17 protein-coding genes are annotated in these 26,349 nt (G+C 64.6%); 7 read left to right on the top strand and 10 right to left on the bottom strand.

Features of this window, described 5'->3' with window-relative positions; genetic code table 11:
- Positions 1 to 156: 156 nt before the first annotated feature.
- The 6 genes from ABJO18_RS06095 to ABJO18_RS06070 all read right to left on the bottom strand — a co-directional run bounded on the left by ABJO18_RS06095 (position 157) and on the right by ABJO18_RS06070 (position 9,941).
- Positions 157 to 3,312: a CusA/CzcA family heavy metal efflux RND transporter gene (locus tag ABJO18_RS06095; protein ID WP_348515792.1), complete on the bottom strand. Its 3,156-nt coding sequence runs from the start codon at positions 3,310 to 3,312 to the stop codon at positions 157 to 159.
- The gene (locus tag ABJO18_RS06090) at positions 3,296 to 4,534 is read right to left on the bottom strand and encodes an efflux RND transporter periplasmic adaptor subunit (RefSeq protein WP_348515791.1); all 1,239 of its coding nucleotides are present in this window, start codon (positions 4,532 to 4,534) and stop codon (positions 3,296 to 3,298) included. The genes ABJO18_RS06095 and ABJO18_RS06090 overlap by 17 nt, the downstream gene beginning before the upstream one ends.
- Positions 4,531 to 5,787 (bottom strand): TolC family protein, encoded by a 1,257-nt coding sequence (locus ABJO18_RS06085; protein WP_348508884.1) that lies wholly within the window; start codon positions 5,785 to 5,787, stop codon positions 4,531 to 4,533. The genes ABJO18_RS06090 and ABJO18_RS06085 overlap by 4 nt, the downstream gene beginning before the upstream one ends.
- 102 nt (positions 5,788 to 5,889) lie before the next feature.
- A complete protein-coding gene (locus ABJO18_RS06080; protein WP_348508883.1) occupies positions 5,890 to 6,204 on the bottom strand; it encodes a hypothetical protein in 315 nt (104 codons plus the stop codon).
- Between the two features lie 520 nt (positions 6,205 to 6,724).
- Positions 6,725 to 7,369, bottom strand: coding sequence for a TetR/AcrR family transcriptional regulator (locus ABJO18_RS06075; RefSeq protein ID WP_348515797.1), 645 nt, complete (start codon positions 7,367 to 7,369; stop codon positions 6,725 to 6,727).
- Positions 7,370 to 7,661: 292 nt separating this feature from the next.
- Complete coding sequence (locus tag ABJO18_RS06070) at positions 7,662 to 9,941, bottom strand: TonB-dependent receptor (RefSeq protein WP_348508882.1); 2,280 nt, start codon at positions 9,939 to 9,941, stop codon at positions 7,662 to 7,664.
- 291 nt (positions 9,942 to 10,232) lie between these two features.
- Between ABJO18_RS06070 and ABJO18_RS06065 the strand changes: the two genes are divergently transcribed.
- The 6 genes from ABJO18_RS06065 to ABJO18_RS06040 all read left to right on the top strand — a co-directional run bounded on the left by ABJO18_RS06065 (position 10,233) and on the right by ABJO18_RS06040 (position 19,005).
- Positions 10,233 to 10,928: a TetR/AcrR family transcriptional regulator gene (locus ABJO18_RS06065; protein WP_348515790.1), complete on the top strand. Its 696-nt coding sequence runs from the start codon at positions 10,233 to 10,235 to the stop codon at positions 10,926 to 10,928.
- Positions 10,929 to 11,102: 174 nt separating this feature from the next.
- A complete protein-coding gene (locus tag ABJO18_RS06060; protein WP_348507767.1) occupies positions 11,103 to 12,770 on the top strand; it encodes an MFS transporter in 1,668 nt (555 codons plus the stop codon).
- Complete coding sequence (locus ABJO18_RS06055) at positions 12,763 to 14,082, top strand: hypothetical protein (protein ID WP_348507768.1); 1,320 nt, start codon at positions 12,763 to 12,765, stop codon at positions 14,080 to 14,082. Before ABJO18_RS06060 ends, ABJO18_RS06055 begins: the two co-directional genes overlap by 8 nt.
- Positions 14,083 to 14,086: 4 nt before the next feature.
- On the top strand, positions 14,087 to 15,742 hold the full coding sequence (locus tag ABJO18_RS06050) for a carboxylesterase family protein (RefSeq protein ID WP_348507769.1): 1,656 nt from the start codon (positions 14,087 to 14,089) through the stop codon (positions 15,740 to 15,742).
- 288 nt (positions 15,743 to 16,030) lie between these two features.
- Complete coding sequence (locus ABJO18_RS06045) at positions 16,031 to 17,347, top strand: MFS transporter (RefSeq protein WP_348507776.1); 1,317 nt, start codon at positions 16,031 to 16,033, stop codon at positions 17,345 to 17,347.
- Positions 17,344 to 19,005 carry a carboxylesterase family protein gene (locus ABJO18_RS06040; protein ID WP_348507770.1) on the top strand — a complete coding sequence of 554 codons (1,662 nt, stop codon included), beginning with the start codon at positions 17,344 to 17,346 and terminating at the stop codon, positions 19,003 to 19,005. Before ABJO18_RS06045 ends, ABJO18_RS06040 begins: the two co-directional genes overlap by 4 nt.
- Before the next feature lie 62 nt (positions 19,006 to 19,067).
- On the opposite strand, the gene ABJO18_RS06035 is transcribed toward ABJO18_RS06040, so the two are convergent.
- Together ABJO18_RS06035 and ABJO18_RS06030 are read right to left on the bottom strand one after the other, a co-directional pair.
- Positions 19,068 to 19,733: a TetR/AcrR family transcriptional regulator gene (locus tag ABJO18_RS06035; RefSeq protein ID WP_348507771.1), complete on the bottom strand. Its 666-nt coding sequence runs from the start codon at positions 19,731 to 19,733 to the stop codon at positions 19,068 to 19,070.
- Between the two features lie 61 nt (positions 19,734 to 19,794).
- Positions 19,795 to 21,378: a long-chain-fatty-acid--CoA ligase gene (locus ABJO18_RS06030; protein WP_348507772.1), complete on the bottom strand. Its 1,584-nt coding sequence runs from the start codon at positions 21,376 to 21,378 to the stop codon at positions 19,795 to 19,797.
- Between the two features lie 357 nt (positions 21,379 to 21,735).
- On the opposite strand from ABJO18_RS06030, the gene ABJO18_RS06025 reads away from it, so the two are divergent.
- The gene (locus tag ABJO18_RS06025; RefSeq protein ID WP_348507773.1) at positions 21,736 to 22,626 is read left to right on the top strand and encodes an SDR family NAD(P)-dependent oxidoreductase; all 891 of its coding nucleotides are present in this window, start codon (positions 21,736 to 21,738) and stop codon (positions 22,624 to 22,626) included.
- Positions 22,627 to 22,722: 96 nt separating this feature from the next.
- On the opposite strand, the gene ABJO18_RS06020 is transcribed toward ABJO18_RS06025, so the two are convergent.
- Positions 22,723 to 23,049, bottom strand: coding sequence for a hypothetical protein (locus ABJO18_RS06020; protein WP_348507774.1), 327 nt, complete (start codon positions 23,047 to 23,049; stop codon positions 22,723 to 22,725).
- 150 nt (positions 23,050 to 23,199) lie between these two features.
- Positions 23,200 to 26,322 carry a hypothetical protein gene (locus tag ABJO18_RS06015; RefSeq protein ID WP_348515789.1) on the bottom strand — a complete coding sequence of 1,041 codons (3,123 nt, stop codon included), beginning with the start codon at positions 26,320 to 26,322 and terminating at the stop codon, positions 23,200 to 23,202.
- Positions 26,323 to 26,349: the final 27 nt, after the last annotated feature.

Raw genomic sequence — 26,349 nt, 5'->3', positions numbered from 1 at the left:
TTTTCCGGTCACTAAGCCCTCTCCCGCCCCGCTTGCCAAGCGAAAAGGGCCAACCAGAGCGCACAATCGGGTACGTGGGCGTGGTTCCGGTGGCAGACCCTGCTTCATCATCAGGGAAATGGCTCCGGGCCGAGGACGCGGCCCGGAGCCTTGCCGTCAGGCGTTGTCTGCCGATTGAGCATCTTGTGCCCATCCGGGATCGGCCGGTCGCAGTGCAAACCACTTGTAGACGGCCGGCAAGACGAGCAGCGTCAACACGGTGGATGTCACCAGCCCGCCAATAACGACAGCCGCCAGGGGACGCTGCACTTCCGATCCGATCCCGCTCGCAAAGAGCAGCGGCATCAGCCCGAGCCCGGTCGTGGTCGCTGTCATCAGCACCGGCTGAGCCCGCATCACGGCCGCCTCGATACTGAAAACGTCGACGTCCAGGCGGGTCCGGGCAAAGCGGTCGAGGAAGGACACCAGCACCATCCCGTTGCCCAGGGCGATACCGAACAGGGCGATGAAGCCGACGGAGGCCGGGACAGACAAGTTCTGCCCGGTCAGCCAGAGCGCCGCGACACCGCCGACCAGGGCCAGCGGAATGTTGGCCACGATCAGCAGCGCGCTTTTCAGGCGGCCGAAGCTGAACAACAGGAGCAGAAACACAATGCCCAACGTCACCGGAATGACAACGGCAAAGCGGGCATTGGCCTGTTGCTGCAGTTCGAACTGGCCGCCCCACTCCACATAGTAGCTGGACGGCAGATCGACCTCGGTGGCAACAGCATCTTGCCCTTCAGCGACGAAGGACCCGATGTCGCGGCCGCGCACATTGGTCTGGATGGTGATGAAGCGCCGCCCGTTCTCGCGGGTGACCTGGCGCGGTCCCTCGATCCGTTCCACATCCGCGACCTGGTGCAGCGGGATGAGTTCGCCGCCGGGCCCGTTGAGGACGATACGGCCGATGCGTTCGGCGTTGGCGCGATCAGCCTCGGGATAGCGTACGACGATATCGAACCGCCGGACGCCCTCGAAAACCTGCCCCGCGGTTTCACCGCCCACCGCACTGCGCACGACCGACAGAACGTCTTCGACATTGAGGCCGAAGCGGCTGATCGCGTCGCGATCGACCGTGATGCGCAATTGCGGTGCTCCTGTTACCTGATCGGTCTGCACGTCGGCCGAGCCCTCGACCCCCCGGATCACGCGGGCGATCCGGGCCGCCTCGCGCTCAAGCACGGCCATATCCTCACCGAACAGCTTGATGGCGAGATCGGCCTTGGTGCCGGTGAGGAGTTCGTCGGTCGCTGCCGCAATCGGCTGGGTGACGTTGAAGCGAGCGCCGGGAAAGTCCTCGAAACGCGCACTGATGCGGGCCAGCAATGCGTCCTGGCTCTGTGTCGTCGTCCATTCCGATCGCGGCCGCAGAGCCACGAAGGCTTCGGCGCTGTTGACCGGGTCGGCGTGGGCGCCGACCTCGCCGCGCCCGACCCGTGTTACCACGCGCTCGACCTCGGGGAAGTCCTCCAGCAACGCCTGCTCGAACCGGGTGACCGTCTCGCGGGCTTCCGGCAGGCTGATCGAGGGAGCCATGGTGAGGCGGACCAGAAGATCGCCCTCATTCATGCGCGGCGTGAACTCCGAGCCCAGCCGCGGGAAGATCAACGCCCCCGCAGCCAGCATGGCGCCGGCGAGCAGAACGGCCGCCCACCGCCGCGCCACGAAGAAGCCGACCGCCGGACCGAACCAGCGCATGTAGATACTGTTGCGATCGCCACTCGCGGGTTTTGGCCGCAGACCGAGAAACGCTGCCGCCGGCGCCAAAAAGACGGCAAAGACCAGCGATCCTGCCATCGCGAAGACGACAGCAAAGGCGAGTGGCCGGAAGGTCTTCCCCTCTACGCCATCGAGAGTGAGGATCGGCAGAAAGACGACCACGACGATCAGGATCGCGAAGACCAGGGGCTGAAGCACCTCGGCACAGGCTCGGGCCACGGTGCCGCGCCGGTTTCCGCCGGTCCCGGCCTCCGCCAGGCACCGGTTGGCATTCTCGATCATGACCACGGCCCCGTCGACCATCATGCCGATGGCTATCGCGATACCGCCCAGAGACATCAGGTTGGCGGAAACGTCGAACAGACGCATCGCGATCAGGGCAAAGCCGACCGAGAAGGGAATTGACGCCACCACGATCAGGCTCGGGCGCCAGCCGCGCAGGAATGCGAACAGCACGATCGCGACCAGCAACGCCCCCTGCCAGAGTGCCGTCGTCATGGTCGACACGGCTGCGCCGACCAGCTCGGACTGGTCGTAATAGGGTACCGCCCGGACCCCATCCGGCAGCGCCTCATTGATCCGGTCGAGTCGGTCGTGCACCCGGCCTATAACGGCGTTGGTATTCGCCCCGATCAGCTTGAGAACCAGGCCGGCAACGATTTCGCCACGTCCGTCCATGGTCGCCAGGCCCTGGCGCGGAGCTCCGCCGGTCTCGATGCCGGCAACGTCGCGGACGCGCACCGGCACGCCGTCGACCACCTTGACGACGATGTCGCCGAGATCGTGGGCGCCCGCGGCCAGGCCGACTGCCCGCACCGTGTACTGCTCGGAATTCTCGACCAGGAACTGGGCACCGGCATTGGCGTTGTTCGCCTCGACAGCCGCCACAACGTCGGCCACGGCGAGATCGAAGCGCAACAGCGCCTCGGGCCGGACATTGATCTGGTATTGCTGCTCGAAACCGCCGAGGGACAGCACTTCCGTAACGCCCCGGACCGTTTGCAGATCGAACTTGACCTGCCAGTCCTGGAGCGTGCGCAGGGCGACGCCGTCCATGGCGGTTTCGGTGCTGTCCAGAAAGTAGAACAGGATCTGTCCGAGTCCCGTGGTGATCGGCCCCATCGCCGGTTCGCCGAAACCGTCCGGAATGTCTTCACGCGCGAGCCGGAGGCGCTCGCCGACAAGCTGGCGCGCCCAGTAGATGTCGGTCCCGTCCTCGAAATAGATGTTCACGACAGACAGGCCGAAATTCGAGGTCGAGCGGACCTCGGTCAGCCTGGGCAAACCGTTCATCGCCGTTTCGACCGGGAAGGTGACATAGCGCTCGACCTCTTCCGGTGCGAGCCCCTCGGTTTCGGTAAAGACCTGCACCAGAGCCGGCGTCACGTCCGGGAAGGCATCGACCGGCATGGATCTGAACGTGATTCCGCCGCCAATGATGACAGCAATGAAGCCGAGCACCGCCAGAAGGCGTCCACCGGTGATGCGGTGCAGAAGGCGGGTGACCGCCCCCTTGCTGTCCGGGGTCGTGTTTTCAGTGGGCGTGTCCATCTTCGAACTCCCCCTTTTGCAGTTCCGACTTCAGGGTGAAGGCGCCGGCGATGGCGATCGCCTCGCCCGGTTCGACACCGGTCCGGATTTCCGCAAACCGGTCCGATCGTTGCCCGATCCGGACCCGCCGGACCTGGAAGCCCTCCGCGGTGCGCACAAAGACGACATCGTCGCCATCGACGGTCTGCAGGGCGGTGACGGGGACGCGCGCCATCGCGCTTGCACCGTCGGTCTGCGCATGGACCGACACGAACATGCCAGGGCGCAGCCGCCCGTCTGCATTGTCCAGAACGATCCGCGCCCGGCCGGTCCGCGTGCTTTCGCCGAGTTGCGGACTGATAAAGGCGATCTCGCTGACGATTTCGGCACCGCCGTCGCCCGGGTCTATGCGGACAGGACTGCCGGCCTGGAGCCGGCCGAGATCGGCCCCGTATATCGCGGCATCCACCCAGAGTGTGGAGGTATCGGCGATGATGAAGGCCGGCGGCTGGACGCCTTCCTCGATCACCTCGCCCAGCACGGCATGTCGCTCGATCACAGTTCCGGAAATCGGCGCTGCGAGCGCGTAGCGAGTGAGAGGCTGAAGTGTTCCCGAAACAAGGGTCGCCCGCGCGACCTCGTCGACGCCCAGCGCCTCCAATTGCTGGCGGGTGCTGCGCACCTCGATGCGGGACTCCTCCAGCGCCTGGCGGGCGTCCAGGAAGTCCTGCTCGGCCGAGATCTGCTGGTCCCACAGCCGCCTCTCGCGTTCGAAACGCGATTGGTCGAGGTCGAGGCGGGCCAGGGCGGACAGGTAGCCGGCCTTGGCGTCCGCCAGGTCGCGACTGTCAAGCACGGCAAGGAGCTGACCGGCTTCGACCGTGTCACCTTCGGTGACATGGACGGCATGGACGATGCCCGATACGCGCGGCGAGACATGTGCCAGCCGCGTCTGATCGAACCGCACCTCGGCCGGCAGTTCCACCTCGCCGTCTACCGGACCGGTATCGACCTGGCCGATCGTTATGCCCAGTGCGTCGATTTCATCGTAGGCCATGTCGACTTCTTCGAAGCCATCGGCGTGATCGGCCTCTGACTGGCTGGTTCCGCCCCCCATCTCGTGTGTATTGGTGCCCGCGGGGTCTTCGTGGGCGGGGGCTTGCGCGGGCGGGTCCGAGCAGGCGGACAGCAGCGCCAGCGCCGCCGTGCCGGCGAGCAATGTCCGGGTCATTGTCGATGTCATGGGTTGGCCTCCGCACCGGCGATGCCGGCGAGTTGTCTCAAGCGCGGGGCGCCAAGGAGCACGTCGAGTTCGATGACCGCGCGGGCAAGTTCCGCCCGGGCCTCGATTGCCTGGATACGTGTGTCGAAATAGGTGCGCTGGACGTCCAGCAGATCGAGAAGCTGCAGGGCGCCCTCGCGATAGGCGAGGCGGGCGCGGGAGAAAGCACTCTCCGCGGCGGGGAGTACCCGTTCGCTCAGCGCGGTGTGCCGCTGCAGCGCATCGCTCCACCGGCGGCAGGCCGCCGTGTGGCGTGCCAGCAATTGCCGGCGTAGCACCTCCTCGTCCAGCCTGGCGCCGGTCTCGCGCGCAGCAGCTGCAGCGATGCGTCCCTGATTGCGATCAATGACCGGGATCGGAATTTCGACCGTGGCGAGATAGGCCGTCTCGTCATCACGGCCATAGCGCCTTATCCCGGCCCCAACAGTGAGATCCGGGATAGCGGCGGCCCTTTCCCTGGCGATCTCTTCGCTTCGCGCCCGCGAGGTCTGCTGCGCCACTGCCAGATCCGGATTGCTCCGCATCATGGCGTCCGGCGTCAGCGCGGACTGGTCCGGATTGTTGGCAAGTACGGATGGCGGCGAGACCTCGCCTTGCGGCGCGCCGCCCCACACTGCGGCCAGCGCTCGGCTTGCATGCCGGGCATCCGTCGAGGCCGATATGGCGTTCATGCTGGCCGTGGCGGTCAGGATGTCGGCCCGGTCGAGATCGATGGGCGAGGACCGCCCCGCCTCGACGCGCCGGCGTATGGCCGACGCTGCGGTTTCCGCGAGGTCCTGCAGCTCCGCCCTGACGCGCGCGGTTTCCTGGGCCGCACGAGCATCCACGAAGGCCGTGGCAGCCTCGCCCAGAAGGGCGGCAATCTCGGCATTCAACCTCGCTGATTCGACACGGGCCCAGGCCTCGGCCGCATCGCGGGCGCGGCGCCGGTCGCCGCCCAGCGGGATGGTCTGGCGCACCGCGACGGTGAGATCGCCATCGCCGATATCGCCGCGATCGCCACCGAAACCCTCGATTTCGGCTTCCAGGGAAGGATTGTCCCACAGGCCCGCTTGACGGGCGTCGCCAAGCCGGGCGGACACATCGGCCCGGGCCGACCCGATGCGCGGATTGGCTTGCACAGCGCGTTGCAAGGCCGTGGAGAGTTCAAGCGGATTGTCCTGCAAGGCCGGCTGTGCCGGCGCAACGGACGCGAGGAGTGCGCTGCAGGCCATGCCTGCAAGCCCTCGACCCGGCCATCCCGGCCGGGGAGCTTTGTCTGAATACATCCAGATATCCCGATTGTCTTGAGAGAACGAAGGTTTGGAACGTTCTTCTCAGGCAATCGGAGGCTGGAGTTGTGGGGCAAGCGCCCGGCCGGCGCCGCGCTCATGAGACAGGCGATAGGCCGGCCGTGCTATGGATGCACTCGCTGCCGGCGTGCCGGTATTGGCGGGAATAGCATGATGGCAAACACCGCACGCGTGCACGGGGTGCTGGGCGTGACGGTGGTCGCTGCCACCCGAGCCACCGCCGGCGACATCTTCATGGCCGAGATGATGATCGTGCTGCGGCACAGCCGCCTCCACCACCTCTCCCGAGAAGGACAGGATGGTCAGAACGGCCAGCAATGTGCGTATCGCACTCAGCACCGACATCTCCGGCAAGGCGAAATAACGACAGACCGGCTCTTCCGATCACGGGCACAACAACGCTAACAGCTCTAGCAACTAGAGCTTCAAGAAAAACCTGCAGCTAGCGGACCCGGCGGGCTGGAGCTTGTACAACTCATTGTGACTGATCATGGGGACGAGATCATCCGGGCGTGCGCAAGACAGGCTTGTCCGGATCAATCCGCCCTCCACCGCAGTTCCTGGACTCAGTGGGCAAAAGCGCGGGCCCGGCAGCGCAAGTCCGCATACTCGCCCGATCATCTGCGATAGAGCGGCCAACTTTCGAGACCTGTCCGCTTCGATCTGAGCGAAATGGCGGTACTGTCAGACAAACGCGGACGGGTCTCGCGAGGCCGCGGGAAGTTCGACTTCGGGCGGCAGGCTGACGCCACCCGGCCAAGGCGATGGACCAATGTTGCTTGAAGTCGCTCGGCGGTGGAAGTTGGGTTCGAGATTGAAGTGATTGTGAGCGGACGCGTGGGTGGTGACACGCCTTCGCCTACCCGCTTTTGGTGTGCGCCCCTTCATCGCCCTGCGCCGCGATTGCGTGGAAGCCGGCGGCCATGAATTCCGCCATTCGCTGTTTGGCTGCCAGGAGATCATCCGACCTGCACACGCCGCCGGACAGTGCATCGATACGGCCTGTACGAGCGAGGGTGAGCATGAAGGCGCCAGTCACGAAGTGATAGCCCCAGAACAGGTCGGTCTCGCTGCAGCCGGGCAGCGCGCGCTTGAGCAGATCGACGAGCCGGCGCACCACGGGGTCGAAATGCTTTTCCATGATGTCGGCCCCCCATTCGGGCGTGTTGGCCACCTGCGCCCCGAGGGCGAGCGCGTGCTTCCATTCCTCCTGATGCTCGAGATAGAGCTCGAAGTCGGAATCGAGAAAGGCGTGCAGCGCGCCCTCGACGGTGGGCTTGCCCCCGGACGCTTTCTCGTAGGCATCCAGCGCCTCTGCGCGCCGCTTGCTGGACACCGGCGCCCGGCGGGCGAACACGGCATCGACCAACGCGTTCTTGTCGTCGAAATAGTAGTGAACAAGCGTGTGGTGGACCCCGGCATGCGCCGCGATGTCCTTCAGCGATACGCCGTGGAAGCCGCGTGCGGCGAACAGTTGTTCCGCGGAATCGAGGATTTGCCGGATCGAGTCGGCGCGCCGCTCGGCACGGCTGCGGCGAGGAGATTTTTCAGCCCGGCTTGTCGTTGACACGTCGCTTTCCCAGTCATTTTCCGAACCGGCGAGACAGCGCACGCGTCTCGCGCACCCGGCCACTCCGGCAGGATATAGGGTCGCGGCCGGACGAACCAAGCCGCCAGGTCAGCCCTTGCATATCCCGGCGGGTGCCCGGATGGCTGCACGTACCGGTTCCATCGCAGCCACGACGGAACCGGTACGCAAACGCTGGCCGTGGAAGGAACCGCCAGCGTCCCCCAAGCTAGTGCCGGTAGTTCAACCGGACCCCGATCGTCCGCGGACGCAGCGTGCTGAAGCGTGCGTCGGCAAAGGCTTCGGGGTGGGAGTAGATCAGGGAGTCGTTGTCGAACGCGTTCTCGACATAGACCGTTGCCGTGAAGTTCTCCCCGAAGTGGGCCCCCAGAGACGCATTGACGGTCTGATAGTCTTCCGTCGGAGCGTAGGTCGGCGACTGGACGCCCGGCTGACCGGGCACGTTCGGGAACTGGTTCACGAAACCGTCGACGTGCCGTGCATTGATATTGGCAAAGGCCAGCGTGTTCGGCCCGGCGCTCCAAGCGTAGTTCACATAGATGGATCCCTGGAATTCCGGGAAGGCCATGGGCGCGCCCAGAACCGCACCGGAAATCGCGGCCTGCGTGGCCGTGAGCTCGTCGACCTCGGCGCTGTTGAACGAGCCATTGATGCCGATGTTCAGCCCGTCAGTGGGCATGGCATTGACCTCGAACTCGATACCCTGACTGGTCGCGCCGCCGATATTGGTCGCGAACTGCACCTGGTCCGACACGCGGTTCGCCTGGACCTGGATATTGCTCCAGTCGATCAGGTAGGCCGCGATATTGGCCGAAAGGCGATTGTTGAACCAGTTGCCCTTCAGGCCGACCTCGAAGTTCTCGAGCTCGTCCGAAACGGCGCCATACGGGATGACGATGTCATTCGGGTCGACCGTGCTGGCCAGGCCACCGCGCGCATTCACTACCGGCGTCCGGAAGCCTGTCGCGTAGGTTGCGTAAAGCGTGATGTTTTCAACGGGCTTGTAGGACGCGCTGAACTTGAAGGACGGTCCCTCCTCGACCCCCTCATCGCCGACAGCGGCAACGTTCGGCGTGATGGTGAGCGGTCCGGGAATGCCGTAGATCGCGTTGACCAGGTAGTTACTGGTATAACCGCCCTCTTCGGCAAATCCCTGCACATCCAGCGATCCGTAGCGCAGTCCGCCGGTGAGCCAGAAGTTGTCGCTGAAGCGGTAGGTCAGCTCCCCGAAGGCGGCCAGCTCGTTCGACACGAAGTGGCTGGAGCTGCGCGAGTAGTATTCGTCAGGCAGCCCGGTCATGCCGCGAGCCGCGAGGAAAGCCTCGTCGGAGCGGTAGTTATAGTCCACATCGCGACGCTTGTAGTAATAGAAGGCGCCAACGACCCAGTCCCAGCGACTGTCCGTCTGTGACACCAGCCGCATTTCCTGGACGAAGGCCTCATCATAGGCGAGCGCGTCGAGCGCGAACGGGATGGCGCCGCCGAAGGTCGCGTCCAGATCGATGATGAAGGACTGGTCGTAGTTCGAGAAAGTCGTCGAACTGGTGAAGTTGGCGAAGCCGAAGTCGTGATCCAGCGTGACATTGTAGGAGTCGAGATAGCCGGCGAAGATGTCGGGACGGCGCGTGCGGCGCTGGTCCCGGTCCGTACCGAGCGTCGGGTTGATCAGCTGGGAATCTTCCGGCTCGCTCGTTTCATGCAGATACATGAAGCGGACCGACGTGTCGGGCGTCGGCTCCCATTGCAGGATCGCGCGGCCACCATAGGACTCCAGCGTGTTCGCATTATCCTCACCTGTGCCGATGTTTTCGACCCAGCCTTCCTCGTTGCGGTAGAAGCCGACGACCCGCAGCGCAAGCCGGTCCTCGACCAGCGGGATGTTGACCATGCCGTTATAGCGCTGGCGGAAGGAATCGCCCTCGGTCAGGCCGAAGTCGACCAGAAGTTCGGCGTCGAACTCGTCGAGATCGGGACTGCGGGTCAGGATGCGAACGGCGCCGGCAAGTGAGCCGGATCCGAACAGGGTGCCTTGCGGGCCGCGCAGGAATTCAACGCGCTCCACGTCGAAGAGCGTTGAGTCGAGCTGGGTCGAATTGCCGTTGGCCGAGATCGGAAGCTCGTCGATATAGACCGCCACTGTGTTCTGCAGGTTGGCGCCATAGCCGTTTGTGGCCACGCCGCGCACTGAAAACGTATTGAAGTTGGCGGTCGGCTTGTTGAGCACCGCGCCGGGTGTTTCCAGCGCCAGGCCCTCATAGCCGACGATCCCCTTCGTCGTCAGCTCTTCCTGCGAGAACGCGGTCACACTGAGCGGAATGTCTTGGACGTTCATTTCGCGGCGGGTGGCCGTGACGACAATGACGTCGTCCCGGTCGGAGCTTTGCTGGTTTTCTTCTGAAGCCGTTTCACCACTCGTCTGGGCAAAGGCCGGACATGGCAAGGCGATAAGAGCGACCGCGGAAACGGACGCACAAAGTACGTATTTCATCACTACTTCCTCCCCTGGTCGGTCTTTTGCCAACCTCGTTGATCATGCCTTTCACGCTACCGGCAAATATATTCACTGACAAGTGTGTGAAGATCTTTTCGGACGAAATTCTTACCTGCACCATGAATCGGGCCTGGCCTGCAGTGACATCAATGTCTTAGAGGGCGTGATGGAAGCTGAGCCGTGAGTGCCCACATTACGGCAAGGCTATTGTAAGGCGACTGCCCGGGCGTTTATGACAGGGATACGCGCCTTGCGGCAGGCGAACGGAATGATTCGAAAGGACAGCTTTTGGCAGCGGAAAGCAAAACCCCGCGGAAGCGTCAGACAAAGGCCGAAAAGCGCGCTGAAACAACGGAGCAGATTCTCGACGTTGCCGAGTTTCTGTTCTCCCGCAACGGCTTGCACGGCGTCACACTGAAGGATGTTGCCCGCGATGTCGGGGTTCACCACACGCTGCTTAATTACTATTTCAAGGACAAGCAAACGCTTTTCGACGCCGTGTTCGCACGCCGCGCAGCCGTCACCTGCGAGCGCCGAATGAAGGCGCTTGAGGCCTATGAGACCGAAGCCGCCGACAATCCGACCGTTGAAGGCGCCCTGCATGCCTTCCTCGACACCGATCTCGATCTCTATATCGAGGGCGGCCCGGGCTGGCGCAATTATGGCGCCCTGAGTGCCCAGGTCGCCAACACGCCCGAATGGGGCGCCGAGCTGATGGATCAGCATTTCGACCCGGTCGTGCTGCGGTTGATCGGTCTGCTCAAGAAGGCCCTGCCGCACGCCTCCGAAGAGAACATCTTCTGGGGCTATCATTTCGTCAGCGGCGCGCTGATGCTGACCCTGGCGCGCACCGGACGGATCGACAAACTGTCCGGCGGCCTGTGCAAATCGGACGATTACGCAGCGGTCAAATCCCGCATGGCCCAGTTCATGGCCGCAGGCTTCCACAAGATCTGCGGTCCCGCCCCCGACACCACGGACTGACGCAGCCGGCCCGATCGCCGTCTTTCCGCTTGATCTCGCCGGGATCATATTTCACTATCACGCGAGCGAATAACTTTCGTTTGTGTCGGCTCCGTGTGAGCGCCGCACAAACCCGCAGCGTGAAACCGGCACCAGACCGGCCGCGCCGCGGTGTCAACAAGGGGAGGACGGCCGATGGCCGACACAGCGAGCGCAGCGACCGCTGCGAGCGATCTGAGACGCCGTGACATCAAGGTCATTGCCGCCTCGTCACTCGGCACGATGTTCGAGTGGTTCGACTTCTATCTCTACGGCCTGCTCGCCCGCTACATCTCGGCCCAGTTTTTTTCGGGCGTGAACGAAACAACCGGCTTCATCCTGGCGCTGGCCGCCTTCGCCGCCGGCTTCGCCATCCGGCCGCTGGGCTCGATCGTGTTCGGGCGCATCGGCGATCTGGTCGGACGAAAATATACCTTCCTGGTCACCATGGGCCTGATGGGCCTGTCGACCTTCGCGGTCGGCTTCCTGCCGAGTTATGCCACGATTGGCATCACAGCGCCGATCATCCTGGTGGGGCTACGCCTCGTTCAGGGGCTCGCTGTCGGCGGCGAGTATGGCGGTGCGGCAACCTATGTCGCCGAGCACGCGCCGGAAGGGCGCCGCGGCTTCTTCACAAGCTTCATCCAGACGACTGCCACGATCGGCCTCTTCGCCGCCCTGTTGCTGGTCATCGGGCTGCGCGGCCTGATGGGCGAAGAGGCCTTTGCGGAATGGGGATGGCGGATACCCTTCCTGCTGTCGATCTTCCTGCTGGCCATTTCCCTGTGGATCCGCTTCCAGCTGTCGGAAAGCCCCACCTTCCAGAAGATGAAGGACGAGGGCACGACATCGAAAGCGCCGCTGGCGGAAGCTTTCGGACGCTGGTCGAACCTCAAATACGTGCTCATCGCGCTTTTCGGCGGCGTCGCAGGCCAGGCCGTGATCGGCTATACGGGACAATTCTACACGCTCTTCTATCTGGAGCGGATTGCCGATGTGGACCCGGCGACCTCGAATGTGCTGCTGGTCATCGCGCTGATCATCGCAACACCGACTTTCGTCTTCTTCGGATGGCTGAGCGACAAGATCGGCCGCAAGAAGATCATCATGACGGCATGCATCCTGGCCGCTCTCACCCTGTTCCCGCTGTTCAAGGCCCTCACGCATGCGGCCAACCCGCAGCTGGCCCGGGCGGTTCGAGACGCGCCGGTCACCGTCGTCGCCATGGCGGATGAATGTTCCGTCCAGTTCGATCCGATCGGCCGGAACACCTACGATTCCTCAAGCTGCGATATCGCAAAGGCGTATCTGGCGAGAAACGGTATCAATTATACCAATATGGACGCCGAACCCGGCACGATCGCGGAAGTTCGTGTCGGCGGCACGGTGATCATGGCCCCCGACCCGTCGGAGCACGGTGCGCAAAGCCTGGCCGCGGCGATCGATGCCTTCCGCACCGAAGTCGGCGCGGAGCTCGTCGAGGCGGGCTATCCCAGCGAGGCCGACCCGGCGCAGATCAACCGGCCGCTCGTCATCGCGATTATTGTCGCGATCATGCTGATGGTGACGGCGGCCTACGCGCCGCTGGCCGCGATGCTCGTCGAGCTGTTCCCGGCCCGCGTGCGCTACACATCGATGTCCCTGCCCTACCATATCGGCAATGGCTGGTTCGGAGGTTTCCTTCCGACCACCGCCTTTGCAATGGTTGCGGCCACGGGAAACATCCATTTCGGCCTCTGGTATCCCGTGGTGATCGCCGGGATGACCGCCATTGTCGGCCTTCTTTTTCTGCCGGAGACCTTCCGGAGGAATATCGATGCATAGGCAGGACAAGCACAGTCTTTCGGCAACCAGACGGGGCTTTCTGGCCGCTTCGGCCGTCACTCCGCTGCTCGCGTCCGCGCCGGTGTCCGCCGATGGTCCGGACATCGCCCACGATCGCATAGCCCGGGACTTGCAGCGCTATGTCGGCTTCGGCAACAAGCAGTCCGGCGGCCCTGGCGACGAGGCCTGTGGTGCCTGGCTGGAAGACGAGCTGGAAGCGATCGGCTTCCGGACGCAAAGGCAGTCCTTCTCTGCGCCTTGGTTCACACCGGACACGTCGGAAATTGCCGTGGACGGTGATCGGGCGGTGCTTTGGCCGCAACCCATCGTTCAGACAACGCCGCGGGACGGGCTGATTGCACCGCTTGTCCGCGTCGACAGCGCCGGACGCGCTGACCGGCCGCTCGGCGGCGCTATTGCGCTTGTCGATCTGGCCCATGCGCGCTGGTCGTCCATGTTCTGGCCCGGCGTAGCAGGGCCAGTGCGGGCTGCATTCGAGCAAGGCGCGCTCGCCTGTGTCATCATTACGAACGGGCCGAGCGGCAGGATCATCGCGCTGAATACGGACGGTCGCTCGCCGCTCTATGACAGGCCGATCGCGATATTGGCTCCGGACGACGCTGCGCCCTTCCTCGCGGCCGCCCAATCTGCACAGCCGGCGAGACTGACAGTCACCGGACAGGGCGGACGCCGTCCGGCCTTCAACCTCGTCGGCACGCTTGACCGGGGCCGGGGCCGGTGGCTCGTCGTCTCGACACCGCGGTCGGGCTGGTTCACCTGCGCCGGCGAGCGCGGCGGCGGTATCGCGGCCTGGCTGCACATGGCGCGCTGGGCGAGCCGGCACGCGCCGGGCTTCGACCTGTCCTTCGTGTGCAACAGCGGCCATGAATACCAGTATCTCGGCGCAGAAGAGCTGCTCCACAACGTGGCGCCGCCGCCCGGTGAAACCGCGTTCTGGCTGCATCTCGGCGCCAATCTCGCGGCCCGGGACTGGCATTCCGGTGTTGGCACGCACCGCCCCCTGCCCGGCACGGATTCGCAACGCTATCTCGTCGTGAGCCCGCATCTCGTGCCGGCCGCCTCGGAGGAGTTCGCCGGGCTGTCCGGCCTGGAGGCTCCGTATTCCAGCCAGGACCTGTCTGCCGGCGAGCTGACCAATGTGATCGAGGCCGGCTATGCGCCGGTCGCCGGCATTTTCGGCGTCCACCAGTTCCATCATGTGGCGGACGATGACGAGCGTTGTGTTTCCGCCACGGCGGTGAGCGAAACCACACTCGCTTTCCAGCGCCTGCTTCAGCGCGCCTTGAGGTAGTCTGATGACCCGTATCGCAAAGCCCCTGACCACCCTTTCCGCGCTCGCGGTGCTTCTTCTGACCGGCTGCAGCCAGCCCGAAACAGCATCGGCGCCCAGGGTCCAGACCGCGAGCGGGACCGTGCAGGGTGCGCGCGCGAATGGCGTCGTCAGCTTCAAGGGCATTCCCTACGCAGAGGCGCCTGTCGACGAATTGCGCTGGCGTGCACCGCAACCGGTCCGGCCCCGCGACGACGTTCTGGAGGCAACCGCCTTCGGGCCCAGCTGCGTTCAGCAATCCATCCCCGCCACCAGCATCTACAATGATCCGCCGACGGCGATGTCCGAAGATTGTCTCAGTCTCAATGTATGGGCGCCGGAGCATGCAGCAGAGGCCCCCGTCATGGTGTGGATACACGGCGGGTCGCTCCGTATCGGCGGCGCCGCGCAGGCCATGTATGACGGTACCGTCTTCGCCGAACGCGGCATTGTCTTCGTATCCGTCAACTACCGGCTCGGCGCGCTGGGCTGGATGGCCCACCCCGAACTCAGTGCGGAATCGCCCCATGGCGTCTCCGGCAATTACGGTCTGCTCGACCAGATCGAGGCCTTGCGCTGGGTCCGAGAGAATGTGGCGGCCTTCGGGGGAAGTCCGGACAATGTGACCGTGATGGGGGAGTCGGCCGGCGCGCTGAGCGTGACCTATCTGCTGACCTCACCGCTTGCCGAAGGCCTGTTCGACAAGGCCATCGTCCAGAGCACAAACCTCCGCGCCTTTCCGGAACTGGATCAGGCTGTCTTCGGCCTGCCCTCAGCAGAAGACACCGGCCTGAGAATGGGACGCGCCCTGGGGCGCACCACAATCGCCGGCCTGCGAGAGATGGATGCGGAAACACTGACGCAGGAGACCGCGCGCCTCCGTTTCAGCAGCCAGGGGACGATCGATGGGTGGTCCTTGCCCGAGCAGATCATCGACGTGCTGGACCGCAACGCGCAGGCGCCCGTGCCGCTGCTGGCCGGCTTCAATAGCGACGAGCTTCGGACCCAGCGCATCCTGGTGCCGGAAGCACCCGGCACACCGGAGGAATACGAGCGGCTCATCCGGTGCGGATATGGCAGCCGGGCTGACGCGTATCTGGCGATCTATCCTTCCGACGACCCGGAACAGTCCACCTTCGATGCCGTCCGCGACACGATCTATGGCTGGGCCGGCGAGCACCTCGTCCGATCCCAGACCGACATCGGAGCGCCCGCCTATCTGTACATGTTCGACCATTGCTATCCCGCCGCCGAAGCACTCGGCATTTGCGGCTTTCACGCCAGCGAACTGCCTTTCGTGTTCGGCCAGACCGGCGAGGATGCGGCGCTGACCGCGAACTGGCCCGCGCCGGTCGACGACACAGACGAGGCCCTGTCCGCAGCCATGATCGACTACTGGGCGTCCTTCGCCGCGACCGGGCAGCCGGTCAGCGAGGCCGGGCCGGACTGGCTGCCTTATGCGCAGGACCAGTCCTTCATGCGTTTCGACGGCGCGCCGCATCTTGGGCGGGATCCGGTCCCCGGCATGTACGAGTTTCACCGGGACTGGGTCGCACGCCAGCGCTCACAAGGAGAGCAATGGTTCCTGCAGGTCGGGATCAACGCGCCGCAGACCTGCCAGACCGAGGGATCTGCTGAATAGTTGCTGCGAAAAGACGGGCAACTCGCACCCTTAAAGTTATTCACACACATTAGAATGAATGTTGACATCGCGAGTCCGGCCCGCTCAAGATGCGCTTCAAACCGGCCATGAGAGCCAGAATTTTCGGGAGGACACCGGTGCATCACATACCGGATTATCCGGATGCCCCGTTGCGGGCATCTGTTCGAATATCGCGCCACTCGGCCTGCCGGCCCCACGAGGGGAGGAGCGGCCGTGAGCGCTGAACCGCCGAGCCCCGAGATCACCCAGATCCCTGCCGAACCGGGTGTGAAGCCCCGGCTCGAGCCGGCCGGGGATGCGGCCGCCAGCCCGCCGGCACCCGGACACCGCGCCTGGGTGGTGCTGGTCATCCTGTGCTTTGTCTATGTCCTCAACTTCCTGGACCGCCAGCTCTTGTCCATCCTGGCCAAGCCGATCCAGGACACGCTGGGCATATCGGACAGCCAGCTGGGCCTGATCGGCGGGCTCTACTTTGCCTTCTTCTACTGTTTCATCGCCATTCCGGTCGGCTGGCTTGCCGACAAGACGAACCGCGTCGGCGTCCTCGCGCTGGCCTGTGCGATCTGGAGCGCCGCGACAATCGCCTGCGGTGCTGCCCGCAATTACGGTCAACTCGTCGTGGCACGCATGACGGTGGGCTTTGGCGAAGCTGGCGGCGTACCGCCATCCTACGCGATCATCACCGACTATTTCCCCAAGGGGCGGCGCGGTACCGCACTGGGCATTTTCAACCTCGGCCCGCCGATCGGGGCCGCACTGGGCATTGCCTTCGGCGCTTCGATCGCTGCAGCCTTCAGCTGGCGCGACGCCTTCTATGTGCTTGGCGGGGTCGGCCTGGTCGCCGCGATCGCCGTCGCCGTATTCGTTCGTGAACCCAAGCGTGGCGGGCTGGACGAACCCAATCCGGAACACGCCTCAGAACCGTCCGGCTTCTGGGTCACGCTGAAAATGTTCTTTTCCCACAAGGCGCTCATGCTGGCGGCGCTGGGCAGTGGCGCGACACAGTTCATCACCTACGGGCTCGGCAATTTCACCGCGCTCTTCCTGATGCGCGAAAAGGGCATGACCCTGAACGAGATCGCCGTCTGGTATGCGCTGGTTGTGGGGATCGGCATGAGCGCCGGCATCTTCATGTCCGGTTGGGCGATCGACCGGTTCACGCGGATCTCCAAACGCTATTATGCGCTGATCCCGGCGGCATCACTGGCCCTGTGCATTCCCTTCTATATCGGGTTTGTATGGGCACCCGGCTGGCAGCTGGCGACCCTGTTCCTGATCGGCCCCTGCTTCCTGAACTATTTCTATCTCTCGTCCTCGGTGGCGCTCGTTCAGGAAGAAGTCCGGCCGGACCAGCGCGTCATGTCCGGCGCCCTGCTTCTGCTGGTGATGAACTTCATCGGCCTTGGCCTGGGGCCAACCTATGTCGGCATTGCCAGCGACCTCTTCCGCGCCAGCTTTCCCGACAATTCCCTGCAGATCGCCCTGTACACGCTGGTGCCGTTCTACGGCCTGGCGATCGCCCTGTTCCTCGGCCTGGCGCGTGTGCTTGCGCGCGAAGAGGCCAAGCAAGGAGGTGTTTCATGACCTGGAAACTCGACACGCCTGCCCTCAAGGCCGGCACCCTCGCCTGCCTGCTCGCCGCCTCCACGGCCTGCGCCCAGACCGGTGCTGAAGGCGCGCCGGTTGTCAATGCGCCGGTCGGCCCGATCTCCGGACAGGCCGCAGGCGGGCTTCGCTTCTTCAAGGGCATCCCCTACGCCCGGCCGCCGGTGGGCGAGGCCCGCTGGACGCCCCCGCAGCCGATGGAGCCCTGGCAGGACACGCTGCAGGCAAATGACTACGGCCCGTCCTGCGTGCAACGCGTGCGCGAGACGACGAGCATCTATGCCTCGGACATAACCCCGGTCAGCGAAGACTGCCTCAGCTTGAACATCTGGGCGCCGGAAGATGCCGATAATGCGCCGGTCTTCGTATGGATCCACGGCGGCGCGCTGTCGGCCGGATCGACCCGCGAACCGCTCTATGACGGCGCCCGGCTGGCGCAGGACGGCGTCATCGTTGTTTCAATCAACTATCGTCTCGGCGTGCTCGGCTACATGGCGCACCCCGAACTCAGCGCGGAGTCGCCCGATGGCGTGTCCGGCAATTACGGGCTTCTCGACCAGATCCAGGCCCTGCGCTGGATACAGGACAATATCGGCGCATTCGGCGGCGATGCCGACAATGTGACGATTGCCGGTGAATCCGCCGGCGGTCTGAGCGTGATGTATCTGATGGCGGCACCCGATGCCCGCGGCCTGTTTTCGCGCGCCATCGCCCAGAGCGCCTACATGATCTCGACACCGGAACTCAAACGCCCGGTCCACGGCGCCTATGCGGCCGAAGCCGTCGGCGCCTACATCGCCGGCCAGCTGGGAGCGGCAAACATCGCCGAACTTCGTGCCATGGACGCCCAAGCCGTGACCGATGGCGCCCTGGCCGCCGGCTATCTCACATCCGGCACAGTCGACGGGCACTTCCTGCCCCGGCAACTTGTCGAGACCTTCGATCGCGGCGAGCAGGCTAACGTGCCGATCATCGCCGGGTTCAACCAGGGCGAGATCCGTACACTGACAGCGCTTGCACCGGCCGTGCCGGAGAGTGCCGAGGTCTATGAGAACCGCATCCGCGAGCTCTACGGAGACATGGCCGATGATTTCCTGCGGCTCTACCCCGGCGACAACCTGCAGGAAAGCATCTACGAGACCACTCGCGACGCCTTGTACAGCTGGACCGCAGAACGTCTGGTGCGCAGTCAGGAAGCCCTCGGGCAACCGGGTTATCTCTACATGTTCGACCACGGCTATCCCGCCGCTGACGAACGGGGCCTGCATGCCTTTCACGCGGCCGAGCTACCCTACATGTTCGGGAACACTGATCGCACGCCGCCCTACTGGCCGCCCCTGCCGGATACGCCGGAAGAAGCCGCCTATGCCGATGCGATGACCGGCTACTGGACCAGCTTTGCACGTGCCGGCGAGCCGGTCGCGGACGGTGCTGCGCCCTGGCCGAATTACGGGCAGACACGCGCCTACATGCATTTCGCCGAAGTCCCGCAAGCGGATGAGAACGTACTTCCGGGCATGTATGAGTTTGTCGAGGAACTGGTTTGCCGCCGCCGGGCTGCAGGGGGCCAGGGCTGGCACTGGAATGTCGGGCTGGCGTCTCCGCCGGTCCCGGCCCTGCCGCCGGATTGCGAATAGCCCGCACCTGCGGAGACCTCGACACCCCTTGCCTTGACGCCACGCCTCAACCGGGCGTGGCGTTACTGTTTCAGTGCGACAAAGCCGGCGGCCAGAAAATCGCTGATCCGGTGCTTGATGGCGGGAAAGTCGTCGGCATGGCAAACGCCATCCGAGAGGCGGTCGATCCGGCCAGTGCGGGCCAGCGTTGTCATCAGGGCGCCCGTGACGAAGTGATAGCCCCAGAAGATGTCCTCTTCGCTGTGATCGGGCAGGGCGCGCTTCAGGATGCTGACCAGTTTCAGCACGACAGGATCGAAATGGGCGTCCATCAGCTCGGCGCCTTCGGGTGTATTGCTGACCCGGGCACAGAAGGAGGCATAGTTCATCCACGCCTCGCCGCCCTCAAAATAGAGGTCCAGATCGGTATCGAGAAACGCGCGCAACGCGCCTTCCACCGTCGGCGCGTCCCCAGCCTGTGCCTCATACTCCGACAACGCCGTCATGCGCCGTTCGCTTGTCACGGCGGCCCGCCGCGCGAACACCGCCTCGAACAGGTGTTTCTTGTCGTCGAAATAGTAGTGCAGCAGCGTGGTGTGGATGCCGACACGCTTGCCGACATCGCGCAACGTCACCCCGTGCAGTCCGTGCCGCGCAAACAGATATTCCGCAGCATCGAGGATCTGCTCCAGCGTTTCCGCGCGCTGTTCAGCCTTGGAACGACGCGCCCGGCGCCGAGGCTGTGACACGGCCTTCGCGCGGGCACCGTCTGTATTTTTTGGCGATTGGCCCGTCATGCTCGTCCCGGTCCTATCCTGCCGCCGCATAGTCAAGCCGCAGCCTGCGCTTGTCGATCTTGCCGGTCGGGGCAAGCGGCATCGCATCGACCAGAATGAGCTGATCGGGAATCCACCAGTCGGCGACCTGCCCGCGCAATGCGCCTTGTAGGGCAGCCCGGTCCGGTTTCATGCCCTGGTTCGGCTCGACGATGAGCACCGGCCGTTCGCCCCATTTCGGGTCGGCACGGCCGATCACCGCGACCTGGCACACATCGGGGTGCCGCCCCACGATCTCCTCGATCTCGGCCGGATTGATCCACTCGCCGCCGGACTTGATGAGGTCCTTGGCCCGGCCGCAGATCGTCAGATTGCCGTCATCGTCGAGGGACGCAAGATCGCCGGTGTCGAAATAGCCGTCCTCGTCCAGAGTGTCCGTCTCGGCCCGGAAGTACCGGTCCACGACGCTCGCACCCTTCACCTTGAGGTGCCCGACAGTATTTCGCTGCTCCGCCAGTTCGCGGCCGTCCCGGTCGGTCAGTTTCAGGTCGATGCCCAATGGCGGACGCCCGGACGATTGTAGGGTCTGCGTCGACGCGCCCGGCGGCGCGATCGTACCAACCGGCGACAATTCCGTCATGCCCCAGCTGGTCTGCACCTCCACTCCCAAGCGCGTCTCCATGCGGCGGATCAGGCTGTCGGGACATTTCGAACCGCCGATCAGAACCCGCTTGAGGTCCGGCAGTTCGCCGCCGGTCTCGTCGAGATGGTCCATAACGCCAACCCAGATCGTCTGGACGCCGGCGGCCAGCGTCACACCCTCGTCGCGCATCAGCCTGGCAAGGCTGGCACCGTCGGCACGGCGGCCGGGCAGGACGAGTTGTGCGCCCACGGCGGGCGCAGCGAAAGGCAGGCCCCATCCATTGGCATGAAACATGGGCACCGCAACCAGCACCGTATCCCGGCCGGTCAGCGCAATGGCATCCGCCTGGAGTGCGCGCAGCGTGTGCAGATAGTTCGAGCGGTGCGTGTATAGGACCCCTTTTGGCCGGCCCGTTGTGCCGGATGTGTAGCACAGTCCGGCCGGCGCATTCTCGTCAAACCCGCCCCAGGCCACCGGCTTGCCACAGGACTGCAGAAGGGTTTCATACGGCCAGAACCGGACGGCCTCTCGTGCACAGCACATTTTCGCCGGGCCATCGCCATCAAGCCAGATCACGTGCTCGATCACCGGACAGAGCGGCAGAAGCTGGGCGACCAGATCGGCAAGACTGGAGGCAGCGGCAATCACCCGGTCCTCGGCCTCATTGATCATGGCAGCCAGATGAGCCGGTGTGAGACGAGGATTGAGCGTGTGACAGACCAACCCGCAACCCATTGAGGCATAGTAGACTTCAAGATGATGCTGCGTGTTCCAGCCAAGCGTCCCGATGCGGTCTCCCGTCTTTAGCCCCAAAGCCCCCAGCGCACCCGACAGATCGTTCGCCCGCCGTCGCAGTGCCCCGTAGGTAACCCGCTCCACCCCTGCTCCGTCCCCGGCCGACGCGACCCCGCGCTTCCCGTTCCATCGTGCTGCGTGGTCCAGGAATTTGTCGATGGTAAGCGAGTAGGTCTGCATCGCGGATACACACTTGTTGTCGAGGAAGCGGATTGCCGTCCGGGAAGTTCGGCAATTCGCCCCGTCTGTTGTTCGGAACAGGCCCGAATAGGGAGCACCGCACCCGCGCGAAGCGCAGGCCGGACCAATTGCGGAAAGAGGGATCCAATCGCAACAGGACGACCGGCAACACGATGCAACCCCACTGGCACACAAGGCAAAACTAGCCGCCTGCCCAGACTCTTGTCAATCTTCATTATACTGTGAGCGAATAAGTTCACATGGCCCGCCCGATCGTGCTAGGGGATGCGATCAGGGCACTTCACCGTGCCGGGTTCGGTTTGTGCGGGACATCGAACGTCCCCGGGGGAGAGGTATATGATCGATCTTTCTGGACAAGTTGCCATCGTAACGGGGGCCGGTGGCGGTCTGGGCCGTTCGCACGCTCATCTTCTTGCGGCGCGGGGCGCTCACATTCTGGTCAATGACCTCGGAGAAGGGGCCGAAACCGTCGCGGCCGAGATCCGCCACAAGGGCGGCTCGGCCATCGCCTTTCAGGGCTCGGTCACGGATGCCTCCGCCATGCAGGTCATGGCGGACACTGCGATGGCGCACTGGGGCCGGATCGATATTCTTGTCAACAATGCCGGCATATTGCGCGACAAGACCTTCGCGAAACTGCCGCTCTCGGACTTCCGGCTGGTCGTTGACGTGCATCTCACAGGTGCCGCCAACTGCACCAAGGCGGTCTGGCAGATCATGCGTGACCAAGGCTATGGACGGATCGTCATGACAACCTCGTCATCGGGCCTGTACGGAAATTTCGGCCAGTCCAATTACGGCGCAGCCAAGCTCGGCCTTGTCGGGCTGATGAACACGCTTGCGCTGGAAGGCAAGAAATACGGCATCCACGTCAACTGCCTCGCGCCGACAGCGGCCACGCAGATGATGGAAGGCATTTTGCCGGCCGAACAGCTCGAGCGGCTGGACCCCGGCCGTGTCAGCCCGGCCGTCCTCGCCCTGTGTTCGAAGGACGCTCCGACACGCCAGATCCTGTGCGCCGGCGCAGGCGGTTTCGAACTGGCCCACATCACCCTGACCCGGGGCATCCATATCGCCGACGGACCGGACATGGCCGAGGCCCTGCTCGAACGCTGGTCCGAACTCGCCGACAGAAGCGGCGAGCTCATCCCCGACCAGGGTTTCGACCAGAGCCGCCTGGAGCTTGAAAAAGCCGGTTACACACCGCCTGACGAAGCTGCGGAGTAGCCGGCCCGACCTTCCTAGTTGACGATGATGGAGGTTTCTGCGTGGTGCTGTCAGACAAAAGCGAAGCGGTCTCGAATGTCGTTCCTTCAACCTACATCAGGCAGCGAGTTGACGCCATTCGGCCAAGGCGGAGGCGCGGCTGTTCTTGAAGTCGCCGCGGCGATAGAAGTGGCGTTCGAGGTTGAAGTGATTGTGGACTGAAGCGTGGGTGGCGGCGAGCTTTTGCAGGCTTCGCATCGACCTTGCGAAGAGAAGGCCGAACCTGGTCCACCAGAACCGGACCGTCTCATGTATGATATCGCTTCCGCGCTCGTGAAGTAGATCCTCGACGTTCCGAAGCGACAGCGAGAACCGCACATACATCATCACGGCCAGGCGGATGATCTCGGGAGAAGTCTTGAAATACCTCAAGGGGTTACGCATCCGGCGAGGCTATGAAACCGGCGCTCCACGCTCAAGCCAAAGTTCCTCTGACACTGCCTTCCCCGACAATTCCACGCCGAAGTGCGGGTGTTGTTGCATCTGATTCCACCCTCGCTGACCCGCCCGGCTATGCGGGTTCTCGCTCGCCCGTCAGAGCGGGCACGCCGTTGGCGACTTGCCACCGGACAGACCGACAATCCCGTCGATATTTTCCAGGGTCGAAAACGTGGTGACTGCTAGGCCGGCAATGCGGCCGGCATCGGCAAACACGCCGAGCGTGATATTCTTGACCACCTCGCAAGCCATGCCGGCAAGTGCCAGACGCAAGGCCGGCGCAATACCGCCGGCATCCATCAGGATCACACTCATCGCAACCGCGCCGTAGAGCCGCGCCAGGCGCTGCCCGTAGGCCGCAGCAATGCCCAGCGACACGCCACCGACACCGCTCAGCGCTCCGGCCGCACCCGCTGCACCTGCCAGGAGGTTGATGGCCGAGATGGCGCGATCAAGCTCCGACAATTCCCGTGCGATGCGCTCGGCTTGGCTGCCGCCACCACTGGCATCTTCGAGCACGCCGACAATATTGGCGCTTTGCTTGTCGACCAGCCACATGGCCCGGACGGCCCCGCCGGACGGTGCCAGATAGTAGGTCCGGGAGAACGGAAAGGACGGCCTGAGCTGCGCCATCAGATGATGCCAACTCTCCTGTTCGGTGTCAGGCAAGCCGGGTTCCAGATACCGGAATCCCCATCGTCCCAACGAGGCCAGCGAGCGGCCGTCGAGTAGGCCTGCTGTACTGCGCTCGAACAGAGCGGCTTCAGCCAGGTTGAGATCGAGGCTGAGGTCAAAGGCCTGCTGGCGGCGGAACGCGGCATCCGGAGACAGGACGCTGATCCGGCCGGTGGGCAGGATGTCGACGCGCTTCACAAACCGGTCCGATCCCATGACCGGGTGGGCGGAATAGAGAATAGCCCGCAACCCTTGCTCGGAAACCGAAAAATCTTCTCCCGAAAGATGACCGGTGCGGGACATCATCGTCACCAGCTCGCCCGGCAGGACCGGAATACCGGCCTCGATGGCATCGATCATCTGCTCGAGCGAAGCGGCAGGATCTACGAGCGTCCGATCGAGCCGTTCCAGGCCCAGCTTGGCGCGCAACACATCATCCAGCAGGACGGACAGAGCCGGCGGTGCCCCCTCGAAGCCGATCATGTGCAATCCAAGCATGGCGCCGTGCACAGTGCTGACATGATCGTCCGTCACCTCGCCCAGCCCGTCATGACCGGCCAGGACCCGATTGACGGTATGGCCGCCGACATCCAGCTCCAGACGCAGAGACGCCAGTTTCCGCGCGCGCCGGCGCGGCGCCGCGTCAATCGTGTAGCGTGCCGTCTGGCGCACGGATCCGGCAGCAATATTCACCTGCCGTTCCCCGGGTGACGCGTCCAGGGCGCGATAGGCCAGGGTGTAGAGCGGGCGATCCTGGGTCCTCAGCATGCGCTGGATTGCAGCGGCGATCGGCGCCATGTCATTTCCTTCCGGAGCGTCCATGGCCTCGCCACCCGTGGCCTGTGCCATGGCGTCGAAGACATTGCCGGACCGGTTGCGCTCCTCCGCTAGATTGCGGTCGACATCGATCACCAGGGCTGGCGGACCCGCCTCCAGGAAGCGCAAATCTGCCGCGCCGGGCGCCCCGCCGACCAGATCGCCATCGGTTGCGTAGACAACGAGATCGGCCTGGCTTTCCGCGGCTTCGATCAGGTGCCCCCACAAGCGCGAACTGGTCCCGCGCACTGTCACCCGGGCTCGCGGATGGATCCGACGCGCCATGTCGCGCACGTGATCCGCCAGGGCCTGCATCTCCGGCGCAGCGCCGCGGAAGACCCGCGGCATGGACAGCGACTCGTCGGCGAGGAAAAGAATGCGCGGCGCATTGTCCGACCGGCGCAGGGAATGGCTGACCGTCTCGTCCTCATCCTCCAAGGCAAAATCGGCGACAGACAGCCCCTCGACGGCAGCGCCGCCGGCGTCTCGCGGCGTCAGACCGAGCCGCATATCAGGAAAGCACGAGGCGTCGACACGGACATCGATCGAGGCAATGCGCGGCGCATGTCCCGATGGCCCTGCAGATGCCGCAACGGGCTCGTCATTGACGAGAACGGCGCCGGTCTCGTCCAGCGCAACCCGGTCGCCGTCCAGGGTGATGACATCACCCACGGCCACGGCATCCTCGCCCAGGTCTTCGCCGTCCAGGGCCTGGACGGACAGGACCGGCGAAAACGCCCGCAAATTGCCCAAGCGCGCCGACAGCGTCTCCAGTGTTCCCGCTGCCGGCTTGAAACCGATACGCACCTGGCGGCCGGCGAGTTGTTCGGCAGACCATTGAGCCTGCACAAGTTCGAACGGCGTATCCGGTGCGTCCGTCGTTGTCGCCAGCAGCCGGAGGCAGACCGGCAAGGCCGGCTCCGCTTCGCTGGCAGCGGACTCGGCCAGCTCTGCCGGCCAGGGGCCCAGCTCGCTGCCGGGCCGGACCGGGTCGGCACACAACACCTGCCCGTCCGGCTGCGCGATCCGGACCACGGGGGTGCGGCCTACCTGGCGCCCGTAGAAACGATCCGAATGCCCGAGGGCTTCAAACCCGGCATCGCCGATGGCGGCCCGGACCACTTGTTTGATCCCCGCCCGCTCCGGCGCCCGGGCGAAAATGTCGACCATGCCCGGACCGGATGTGTCGCGCCCCAACCGCATACGCCAGGCTGCAAGATCGCTCGGGCCGATGTCGGGATCGAAACCCTGTTCAAACCCCCTGTAGAAGACGCGTCCGGTCCCGGCGCCCGATCCGGTGGCAGGGGTTTCGACCACCTCGGCCGCAACCCCCGCTTCCTGCAGAAGACCGGCCAGGAGGTCCGCCTTTTCACGGGCTGTGCCGGCCGCGGAACGCAGGGTCGCCCGGCTGCCCCACTGCCGCCCGCCTCCCATGGCAAACCGGTCCGGCTGGCGCGAGATCAAACGGATCTCGTCTCGCACAAAGCGGTGCAGGGCCGCGATATCGCCCTCCGCGACGAGCGCCCGGGCCCGTCCGACACTGTGATCGGGACTGGCCCGCAAAGCGGCCTGCACCTCGCGCCACACCGAATAGGGCCCAGCTTCGGGGGCTGCGTCCGGAGAGCAAGCGCCCAGCACCGGCGGCAAGCCGCTCAGAACCAGGCTGCTCACACCCAGCTTGAGCGCGCCGGACATAACTTCGCGCCGCGTCTTTCCCTCTTGTGACATGCCCTTTTCCCCTTCTGGCTTCCGGCC

Source organism: Maricaulis sp., assembly GCF_039978735.1.
Taxonomy (GTDB): Bacteria; Pseudomonadota; Alphaproteobacteria; order Caulobacterales; family Maricaulaceae; genus Maricaulis.
The sequence above is the reverse complement of the archived record's forward strand: the minus strand, read 5'-3'. Positions and strand labels throughout refer to the sequence as shown.